Annotated in this window: 10 protein-coding genes; 8 read left to right on the top strand and 2 right to left on the bottom strand. The window is 46.4% G+C overall.

Going from position 1 to position 9188, the window contains the following annotated elements:
* Nucleotides 1–22 precede the first annotated feature (22 nt).
* The gene (locus AC6R1A_RS15515; protein WP_500633279.1) at nucleotides 23–508 is read left to right on the top strand and encodes a YajQ family cyclic di-GMP-binding protein; all 486 of its coding nucleotides are present in this window, start codon (nucleotides 23–25) and stop codon (nucleotides 506–508) included.
* Nucleotides 509–603: 95 nt separating this feature from the next.
* Here AC6R1A_RS15515 and AC6R1A_RS15520 read toward each other — a convergent pair whose 3' ends face one another.
* A complete protein-coding gene (locus tag AC6R1A_RS15520; protein ID WP_500633278.1) occupies nucleotides 604–1551 on the bottom strand; it encodes a precorrin-2 dehydrogenase/sirohydrochlorin ferrochelatase family protein in 948 nt (315 codons plus the stop codon).
* A 455-nt stretch (nucleotides 1552–2006) separates the two neighbouring features.
* Between AC6R1A_RS15520 and AC6R1A_RS15525 the strand changes: the two genes are divergently transcribed.
* From AC6R1A_RS15525 to AC6R1A_RS15550, 6 genes are all read left to right on the top strand, one after another.
* A complete protein-coding gene (locus AC6R1A_RS15525) occupies nucleotides 2007–3035 on the top strand; it encodes an amino acid ABC transporter substrate-binding protein (protein WP_500630149.1) in 1029 nt (342 codons plus the stop codon).
* Between the two features lie 78 nt (nucleotides 3036–3113).
* Nucleotides 3114–4319, top strand: a complete 1206-nt coding sequence (locus AC6R1A_RS15530; RefSeq protein ID WP_500630148.1) for an amino acid ABC transporter permease — start codon at nucleotides 3114–3116, stop codon at nucleotides 4317–4319.
* A gap of 1 nt (nucleotide 4320) precedes the next feature.
* Complete coding sequence (locus AC6R1A_RS15535; protein ID WP_500630147.1) at nucleotides 4321–5418, top strand: amino acid ABC transporter permease; 1098 nt, start codon at nucleotides 4321–4323, stop codon at nucleotides 5416–5418.
* 22 nt (nucleotides 5419–5440) lie between these two features.
* Entirely contained in the window at nucleotides 5441–6190 is a 750-nt protein-coding gene (locus AC6R1A_RS15540) for an amino acid ABC transporter ATP-binding protein (protein WP_500626443.1), read from the top strand.
* A 187-nt stretch (nucleotides 6191–6377) separates the two neighbouring features.
* The gene (locus AC6R1A_RS15545; protein WP_334555402.1) at nucleotides 6378–7040 is read left to right on the top strand and encodes a Bax inhibitor-1/YccA family protein; all 663 of its coding nucleotides are present in this window, start codon (nucleotides 6378–6380) and stop codon (nucleotides 7038–7040) included.
* A 142-nt stretch (nucleotides 7041–7182) separates the two neighbouring features.
* Nucleotides 7183–7512: a TusE/DsrC/DsvC family sulfur relay protein gene (locus AC6R1A_RS15550; RefSeq protein ID WP_500626442.1), complete on the top strand. Its 330-nt coding sequence runs from the start codon at nucleotides 7183–7185 to the stop codon at nucleotides 7510–7512.
* 31 nt (nucleotides 7513–7543) lie between these two features.
* Here AC6R1A_RS15550 and yccX read toward each other — a convergent pair whose 3' ends face one another.
* Entirely contained in the window at nucleotides 7544–7816 is a 273-nt protein-coding gene (gene yccX / locus AC6R1A_RS15555) for an acylphosphatase (RefSeq protein ID WP_500633277.1), read from the bottom strand.
* A 167-nt stretch (nucleotides 7817–7983) separates the two neighbouring features.
* Here yccX and AC6R1A_RS15560 point away from each other — a divergent pair, with 167 nt between their 5' ends.
* Complete coding sequence (locus tag AC6R1A_RS15560) at nucleotides 7984–9177, top strand: class I SAM-dependent methyltransferase (RefSeq protein ID WP_500633276.1); 1194 nt, start codon at nucleotides 7984–7986, stop codon at nucleotides 9175–9177.
* The last annotated feature ends 11 nt before the right edge of the window (nucleotides 9178–9188 follow it).

The raw sequence follows: 9188 nt of genomic DNA on the forward strand, positions 1-9188 counted from the left end.
AACGACTATTTCGGAGTACATTATGCCCTCTTTTGACATTATCTCAGAAATCGACGCGGTTGAATTGCGCAACGCCGTCGACAACGCATCACGTGAACTATCGACTCGCTTCGACTTTCGTGGCGTTGAGGCGACGTTTGAACTGCAAAAAGACGAATCCGTGAAACTGAATGCCGAAGGTGAATTCCAGCTCAAGCAAATGCGTGACATTTTACGCTCTAACCTCACTAAGCGCGGTGTAGACGTCAATGCAATGGAAGCGAAGCCCGAAGAGGCCTCCGGTCGCAACTGGCACCAAGTCATCATTTTTAAGCAAGGCATTGAAACGCCAGTTGCGAAGAAAATTGTCAAGCACATCAAGGACTCTAAGATCAAAGTCCAAGCCTCTATTCAAGGTGAAAAAGTGCGCGTCACTGGTAAAAAACGTGATGATTTACAAGCGACGATGGCACTCATCCGCGAAGCAGAACTCGGCCAACCTTTCCAGTTTGAAAACTTTCGTGACTAGAGATTAACGAAGCCATGCTCACATAGCAGTGAGTAATTCGCACAAACCCGCTGAACAGCGGGTTTGTTTTTTTCTAAACAGACAAAACGCAAGGGTTAGCGCTTTGCTGCGATCGTGGCTTGTTTAATCGTTAAATCATTACCCTGTAACAACTTGGTGTCACTTGCCCCGGCCTCAACCAAGACAACCACTTTCAGCCCTTCCTGTTTGGCAGACATCAAGTACTGAGCAAGGTCGGCGCTACTTTCAAAAGGCGTGCGCTCAGCATCGCGGCGAACCAAATCGACAAACGCGAAAGGACAGTTCTCACTATGAAGCACGAGTTCCGCTTCTTGCATGATTTTCAGCGCTTTTAGCGACAATAACTCGACATCTTCACCACATTCAATCCAGACAGTCGAAGCGGGTTTGGTGATGCCTTCACTGAGTAAGGCTTGATAGTGCGTTTCAAGCTCATCAAGGCTGGTCATCTCTTGCACATTTGAGTTGGCAAAAAACGCTTCCCAAAATGTTCGTCTTTCATCAACGCTAGCGAGATGTTGCTTAATATCACTACGCTTTGAGGCTGCAAAGTCAGCTTGCAGTGATAAGTTGTGAGGTAAAATCGACTCGAGCTTTTCGCGGATATTTCTCACTAGCACAGGGGAAGCACCACCGCTAGAGATGGCGATTTGAATTCGACCACGATTCACTATCGAGGGAGTAATGAAATCACAATAAGGTTGGTCATCCACGACATTGACGAGCAGGCGTTTCTTTTTCGCATCGAAATGGACCTGATGATTTAACTCAGGATTGTCTGTGGTTGCCCATACTTGGAGGTAATGTTGATCTAACAGCTCACTCGAATAGAAGCTTTGTATCCAGCGACAACGTTCCTGCTCCACCAAGCGTGCTAAATAGGGCTCAATCTTGGGTGACACAATGGTCACATCGGCGCCAGCTCTCACTAAGCTGTCCACTTTTCGACTGGCGACCTCGCCCCCTCCCACCACAAGAACTGGCTGGTGATTGAGGTTTATAAACAGCGGAAAATACTGCATTTCAATCCTTGGTAAACCATTTGTACTAGCTCATGATACTACCAAAAATGGGGCATCGTGTTCACCCTACCTTGACAATTAAAATAATATTACTCTGAATTTAACCTTGTTCGCAGTCATTCATACCAATTCAGCATCCTGGCAACAATTGATAGTCTGATCATTTAGAATTATTAGCTATCACATTCTGACGCACCAATCTGATCCCTAGTTGCACTATTTACATTCAGATAACATTTCGCCATTCTAATCATTGTTGAGGTTTGTGATTTCATTCAAAAATTCTTTTAAATTATGAAGTTGAGAATTTCGAGATCCTTACCTACGCTTATAAACGATTGATTTGGTTACCAGTGGTGCAATCAGCTCAGTCAATAAATACTAAGACACAACATATTTCACTCGTTTTTTCAGGTTCTGCCTGACTTAACATGGATCATACAGGAAGGATACAAATGGCACATAAACTAACAGTTCTTGCTTCTGTCGTAGCTGCATCTACTGCTCTGATGTCTACAAGCGCATCTGCAGCTGATAGCACGTTGGATAAAGTGACTAAACAAGATTTTATTACTTGTGGTGTAAGTACTGGTCTACCGGGCTTCTCAAACCCAAACTCTAAGGGTGAATGGGAAGGCATCGACGTGGAATACTGTCAAGCACTTGCTGCAGCCGTACTGGGTGACAAAACAAAAGTTAAATACGTTCCGCTCACTGCAAAAGAGCGTTTCACTGCACTTCAATCCGGTGAAATCGATGTACTGTCACGTAACACAACGTGGACATTGCACCGTGATACGGCGCTTGGTCTTAACTTCGTTGGCGTAAACTACTACGACGGCCAAGGCTTTATGGTTAAAAAAGACCTAGGTCTTACGAGTGCTAAAGAGCTGGACGGCGCATCAGTATGTGTTCAGTCAGGAACAACTACCGAACTTAACCTAGCGGACTACTTCCGCAACAATGGCATGTCATACAAGCCAGTGGTATTTGATACCGCAGCGCAAACCTCAAAAGGTTTCGATGCAGGCCGTTGCGACGTGCTAACAACTGACCAATCTGGTCTGTACGCACTTCGCTTAAATCTACAAGATCCGAGCTCAGCGCAGGTTCTACCAGAAATCATTTCTAAAGAGCCCCTAGGCCCAGTGGTTCGTCAGGGTGATGATCAGTGGTTTAACGTTGCAAAATGGACTCTTTCTGCCATGGTCAACGCAGAAGAATACGGTATTACATCTAAGAATGCAGATGAAATGCTGAAGTCTGAAGATCCAAACATCAAACGTATTCTTGGTGTTGACGGTCCTAAAGGTAAAGGCCTAGGTATCCGTGATGATTGGGGTTACCAAGTCATCAAGCAAGTGGGTAACTACGGCGAGAGCTTTGAGCGTACCGTAGGTACAGGATCTCCACTACAGATCTCTCGTGGTGTGAACGCTCTGTGGAATGCAGGCGGCTTTATGTACGCTCCACCAATCCGTTAATCGCAGTACATAACAACAAGCAAAGAAAGGGCGGTCTCCCCGCCCTTTTATTAAAAATGGATTTGAGGTTATAGCTGTATGAAACCTACTGATACTGTTGCTGGTAAGTCAGGTAGTGCGCCTGCTTCCAATGCAAACCTTCTCTACAATCCCACTTTTCGATCGGTCGTCTTCCAAATCATTGCGATAGTCGCCTTGGTCTTTTTCTTTTACACAATAGTCAATAATGCCTTAACGAACCTCGGAGCTAGGGGCATTGCCACTGGTTTTGATTTCCTCGGACAAGAAGCGGGCTTTGGGATTGGCCTCACCCTTGTTGAATATGATGAAACCTTCTCTTATGGAAGAACCTTTTTAGTTGGCTTACTGAACACCGCATTGGTCTCTTTCTTGGGGATCATTCTTGCGACTGTGATTGGTTTTGCCATGGGTATCGCACGTCTCTCCAGCAACTGGTTGGTCAGTCGACTTGCGGCAGTCTATATCGAAATTTTCCGTAACGTCCCCCTGTTACTGCAAATTTTCTTTTGGTATTTCGCCGTTCTGCAAGCACTGCCTTCAGCGCGCCAGAGCCTAAGCTTAGGGGAAGCTATTTTCCTTAACGTTCGCGGTCTGTATTTTCCAGCCCCTGTTTTCGGTGAAGGGTCATCTGTCGTGGTCGCTGCCTTTGTGTTCGGCGTAGTCGCGACGCTATTTGTTGCCATTTGGGCCAAAAATAAACAAAAGCTCACCGGACAGCAAACCCCAGTTGGGCGAATCGCGTTAGGGTTAATCGTTGCGTTACCCGTTGTGACCTACTTTGTGATGGGCTCGCCTATTCACGCAGAATACCCTGAACTGAAGGGCTTTAACTTCCGTGGTGGCATCAGCATCATCCCTGAACTTGCAGCACTTCTGCTTGCGTTGAGTATTTATACCGCGTCCTTTATTGCAGAAATCGTACGTTCCGGTATAAACGCGGTGAACCACGGTCAGACGGAAGCGGCCATGTCGCTAGGTTTACCTCGCTCACGTACGTTGAAGCTCGTCGTCATTCCACAGGCGCTGCGTATCATTATTCCTCCGCTCACAAGTCAATACTTGAACCTGACTAAAAACTCATCGCTCGCAATGGCGATTGGTTATCCTGATTTGGTTTCAGTATTTGCAGGTACAACGCTTAACCAGACCGGTCAGGCAATTGAGATTATCGCGATGACCATGGGCGTATACCTGACTCTCAGCTTGCTCACGTCAGCACTGATGAACTTGTACAACAAAAAAGTCGCTTTGGTGGAGAGATAGAATGAAAGTACATCAATTTCAACCTAGCCTACCGCCACCGGCAAATACTGTGGGTGTGATGGGATGGCTGCGTAAGAACTTATTTAACGGCCCGGTCAACTCCGTGGTTACCGTCATACTTGCCTATGTCGCCTTCAGCTTGATCTGGAACATCGTCGATTGGGCACTGATTAACGCTGATTGGGTTGGCACAACTCGTGACGCTTGTAGTCGAGACGGTGCATGTTGGGTATTTATCAGCGTACGCTGGGAACAGTTTATGTATGGTTTCTACCCGCAAGAAGAGCTTTGGCGCCCTCGCCTGTTCTACTTCACGCTAGCAGTGTTTACTGTGTTGCTCGCATACGAGAAGACACCTAAACGTACTTGGATATGGCTGTTCTTTGTCAACGTCTACCCGTTTTTAATTGCAGGCCTTCTGTACGGTGGATTCTTCGGCCTAGAAGTCGTTGAGACACACAAATGGGGCGGACTTCTGGTCACATTGATCATCGCTCTGGTCGGTATCGTCGTCTCACTTCCAATTGGTGTTGCTCTTGCACTCGGAAGACGCTCAGATATGCCGATTATTCGCAGCATCTGTACCGTTTACATCGAAGTATGGCGTGGTGTGCCACTGATCACTGTTCTATTCATGGCGTCGGTAATGCTGCCATTGTTCCTGTCGGAAGGTTCGGAGACAGACAAATTGCTACGCGCTTTGATTGGTGTGGTGATGTTCAGTTCTGCCTACATGGCTGAGGTTATCCGTGGTGGTTTACAAGCCATTCCAAAAGGCCAGTATGAAGCAGCGGATGCGCTTGGCTTAAGCTACTGGAAAAAGACAGGACTGATCATATTGCCTCAGGCACTTAAGATCACCATTCCTTCTATCGTGAACACCTTTATTGGCCTCTTCAAAGACACCAGTCTTGTATTGATTATCGGTATGTTTGACGTACTCGGTATTGGCCAAGCCGCAAACACTGACCCCGAGTGGTTAGGTTTTGCTACGGAAAGTTATGTTTTTGTCGCGTTAGTGTTCTGGGTATTTTGTTTCGGCATGTCGAGATATTCGATTTGGCTAGAGAACAAACTCCATACCGGTCACAAACGATAATTTATAAGCTCAAGGACGTATTATGACGCAACAACAAGATTACATGATCCAACTTAAGGATATGAACAAGTGGTATGGTGAGTTTCATGTACTGAAAAACATCAACCTCAATGTCAAAAAAGGCGAGAAAATCGTTATTTGTGGCCCATCAGGTTCTGGTAAGTCCACGATGATTCGCTGTATTAACCGCTTAGAAGAGCACCAGAAAGGCCAAATCATCGTTTCTGGTAACGAGCTGACAGAAGACCTCAAGAACATTGAGGCAGTTAGACGCGAAGTCGGCATGTGTTTTCAACACTTCAACCTCTTCCCTCACCTCACTGTGCTAGAAAACTGTACGCTAGCACCGATTTGGGTCAAGAAGATGCCAAAAGAAGAAGCGGAAGCCGTCGCGATGAAGTACCTTGAACGCGTGAAGATCCCTGATCAAGCGGATAAATACCCAGGTCAGCTCTCTGGTGGTCAGCAGCAGCGCGTTGCGATTGCTCGCTCGTTGTGTATGAGCCCGCAAGTGATGCTGTTTGACGAACCGACGTCGGCACTCGACCCAGAAATGGTGCGAGAAGTGTTGGATGTGATGGTTGAACTGGCCGGTGAAGGGATGACCATGCTTTGTGTCACCCACGAAATGGGGTTTGCGAAAGAGGTCGCCGATCGCGTTATCTTCATGGACGCGGGCGAAATCATCGAAGAAAACAACCCAGTTGATTTCTTTGAAAATCCGCAATCGGATCGAACTCAAAACTTCCTAGCACAAATTCTCCATCATTGATTGATGGGTAAGCAAAGGGCGACTTCGGTCGCCCTTTTTGATTGTTATATTGTGTTACATCTTTCAAAATACTTAAGTTTCTATTTCTATTATTATTTTACTAACGACTAGACTCCTTGGGGCTTGATCTTTTTACTGATAAGCCTCATATATGTCGGTATAAACATAAAACTTCACGAGGAAGATTATGAACAGTCCTATGTTTACCCGCACTTCTACACAAGAAAGTGCTCTACAAACCAATAAGGTGTTGCGTAATACCTACGCACTCCTTTCTATGACCCTGCTTTGGTCAGCGGTCGTGGCTGGTGTGTCTATGGCGATGAATCTACCTCGCCCTGGCCTTATCATCATGCTGGTCGGCTTCTACGGTCTGCTATTCCTAACGGAGAAAAACCGCAATAACAGCATGGGCTTGGTATTTACATTCCTATTCACTGGCTTCCTAGGGTACACACTCGGTCCGATTCTCAACGCGTATGTTGGCGCAGGCATGGGTGATGTTATCGTTACCGCATTAGGTGGTACTGCATTGGCGTTTCTTGGCGCTTCTGCTTACGCACTAACCACTAAACGTGACCTTTCTTTCCTAGGTGGCGTGCTTATGGCGGGCTTTGTTGTCTTGCTTATCGGCATGGTGGCGAACATCTTCCTGCAAATGCCGATGTTGTACCTCGCAATGAGCGGTATGTTTGTCCTCTTCTCTACCGGTGTGATTTTGCTAACGACGCAGCAAATCGTTCGTGGTGGTGAGACAAACTACATCTCAGCAACAGTGAGCTTGTACGTTTCTATCTACAACCTCTTCATCAGCCTTTTGAGCATTCTAGGTGTGATGAACGACGATTAATCGTCTCGCAATAGCAACATCGTTTAGAGCCCCGACATTATGTTGGGGCTTTTTGTTATGACCGCCCCGCGAAGTGTTAGGATTGTGTCATGTGCAAAGCTACGCTAACCTATAGCCGTTTTGAATCCAGCAAGGTAATAAGATGTTCGAATACAAGGGCAAAACGATTGAGACTGACGCACAAGGTTACCTCAAAGATCATAAGGATTGGGAGGAAGCGATGATCCCCACCTTGGCTGAAATGGAAGGAATAGAACTGACCGATGCCCACCTTGAAGTGATCTTATTTGTGCGTCACTTCTATGAAGAGTTTAATACGTCGCCTGCGGTCAGAATGCTCGTCAAAGCGATGGAAAAAGCACATGGTCCAGAGAAAGGAAACAGTAAATACCTGTTTAAGCTGTTTAAACAAGGCCCAGCCAAACAAGCGACAAAATTAGCCGGATTACCCAAGCCAGCGAAATGCCTATAGCCACCTGCTTAGTACGTAGTCATGGATGGCATCAGAGAATTTCAAACCCTTTAAAGTCTCGATAGGTTAACGGTTCCGAAATCATTGACTCCACATGTGACGTTTTGGGACCGTGCGTTAGCCAAGAGGCCATCTGTTCAATGGCCTCTAGCTCACCACACACGACCACTTCAACATCACCGTTGTTCAAATTCTTCGCATAGCCGGCCAGCCCTAGAGTCATTCCTTGATAAGAGGTGTGATAGCGAAAACCTACCCCTTGAACTGTCCCCGATACGATAAACCGCTTGCATTGCTGCGCCATAATATCATCCTCTTAATGCCTATTATCATCAGTATGGACCAACGTCATCCGTTTGGGGTTGAGCTCGCTCCCAACAGCAAACATCCAATAGACGGGGTTTTATTTGATTTTCCCGGTGACATCCTCGAAAATACCCGACCTTTGTTTCCAAACTAATGAGCACAGTAATGACAGCAGCGATTTACCTTGTGAAAGGCCGTGATAAATCACTAAAACGTAAGCACCCTTGGATTTTCTCGCGCGGTATTGAGAGAGTCGAAGGCAAACCCCAGCTCGGTGAAACGGTGGATGTCTATGCCCAAAATGGCCAATGGTTGGCGAAAGCCGCCTATTCTCCAAATTCTCAAATTCGTGCTCGAGTATGGTCTTTTGAACAACAGCCCATTAACCATGCCTTTTTTGTCAAGCGTATTCAAGATGCACAATTGCTCCGCCAAGATATCATCGAACGTGACGGGTTAACGGGTTACCGCCTAATCGCGGCTGAATCTGATGGTTTACCGGGCATTACTATCGATAAATACCAGAACTATTTGGTCTGTCAGCTATTGAGTGCCGGTGCTGAATATCAGAAATCGGTGCTTATCTCTGCGCTCACTGAAGTCTTTCCTGATTGCCATATCTACGAGCGATCAGATGTTGCGGTGCGTAAAAAAGAAGGATTAGAGGAAACAACCGGAGTTCTTCACGGTGAATTACCCCCACCATCGGTTGTCATTGAAGAAAACGGCGTCAAAATCAGCGTAGACATTGTTAACGGCCACAAAACCGGTTTCTACCTCGACCAACGTGATAGCCGACAGCAAGCGATGAAATACGTCAAAGACAAAGAAGTACTTAACTGTTTCTCCTACACTGGTGGCTTTGGTCTTTATGCACTCAAAGGTGGCGCAAAACGCGTTATCAATGCAGATGTTTCTCAACTGGCATTAGACACGGCGAAGTACAACGCAGAGCTGAACGAATTTGATATTTCAAAGAAGCGCGCGGTATTTCTTAATGCAGATGTGTTCAAGCTATTGCGTGAATACCGAGATCAAGGCACTCAATTTGATGTCGTCATCATGGACCCGCCAAAGTTTGTCTCAAGCAAGAACAATTTAACCTCCGGCGCGAACGGCTACAAAGACATCAACATGCTCGCGATGCAAATTTTAAAGCCTGGCGGCACGCTACTCACCTACTCCTGTTCAGGCCTTATGAGTGGTGAATTATTCCAGAAAGTCATTGCTGACGCCGCTATCGATTCCGGTCGCCAAGTGAAGTTTGTTGAACGCTTTGAGCAAGCGGCCGACCACCCTACTGATAGCGCTTATCCAGAAGGTTTCTACCTGAAAGGGTTTGCGTGTAAGGTGCTATAACACTAAAAACA

Source organism: Vibrio sp. R10-SG3-ISO3, from assembly GCF_059834225.1.

Excerpts from the sequence above, each read along its gene's own strand:
- AC6R1A_RS15530 (WP_500630148.1), top strand. The coding sequence starts at position 3,114 with ATGAAACCTACTGATACTGTTGCTGGTAAGTCAGGTAGTGCGCCTGCT.
- AC6R1A_RS15535 (WP_500630147.1), top strand. The coding sequence starts at position 4,321 with ATGAAAGTACATCAATTTCAACCTAGCCTACCGCCACCGGCAAATACT.
- AC6R1A_RS15550 (WP_500626442.1), top strand. The coding sequence starts at position 7,183 with ATGTTCGAATACAAGGGCAAAACGATTGAGACTGACGCACAAGGTTAC.
- AC6R1A_RS15525 (WP_500630149.1), top strand. The coding sequence starts at position 2,007 with ATGGCACATAAACTAACAGTTCTTGCTTCTGTCGTAGCTGCATCTACT.
- AC6R1A_RS15545 (WP_334555402.1), top strand. The coding sequence starts at position 6,378 with ATGAACAGTCCTATGTTTACCCGCACTTCTACACAAGAAAGTGCTCTA.
- AC6R1A_RS15520 (WP_500633278.1), bottom strand. The coding sequence starts at position 1,551 with ATGCAGTATTTTCCGCTGTTTATAAACCTCAATCACCAGCCAGTTCTT.
- AC6R1A_RS15515 (WP_500633279.1), top strand. The coding sequence starts at position 23 with ATGCCCTCTTTTGACATTATCTCAGAAATCGACGCGGTTGAATTGCGC.
- AC6R1A_RS15540 (WP_500626443.1), top strand. The coding sequence starts at position 5,441 with ATGACGCAACAACAAGATTACATGATCCAACTTAAGGATATGAACAAG.
- AC6R1A_RS15560 (WP_500633276.1), top strand. The coding sequence starts at position 7,984 with ATGACAGCAGCGATTTACCTTGTGAAAGGCCGTGATAAATCACTAAAA.
- yccX (WP_500633277.1), bottom strand. The coding sequence starts at position 7,816 with ATGGCGCAGCAATGCAAGCGGTTTATCGTATCGGGGACAGTTCAAGGG.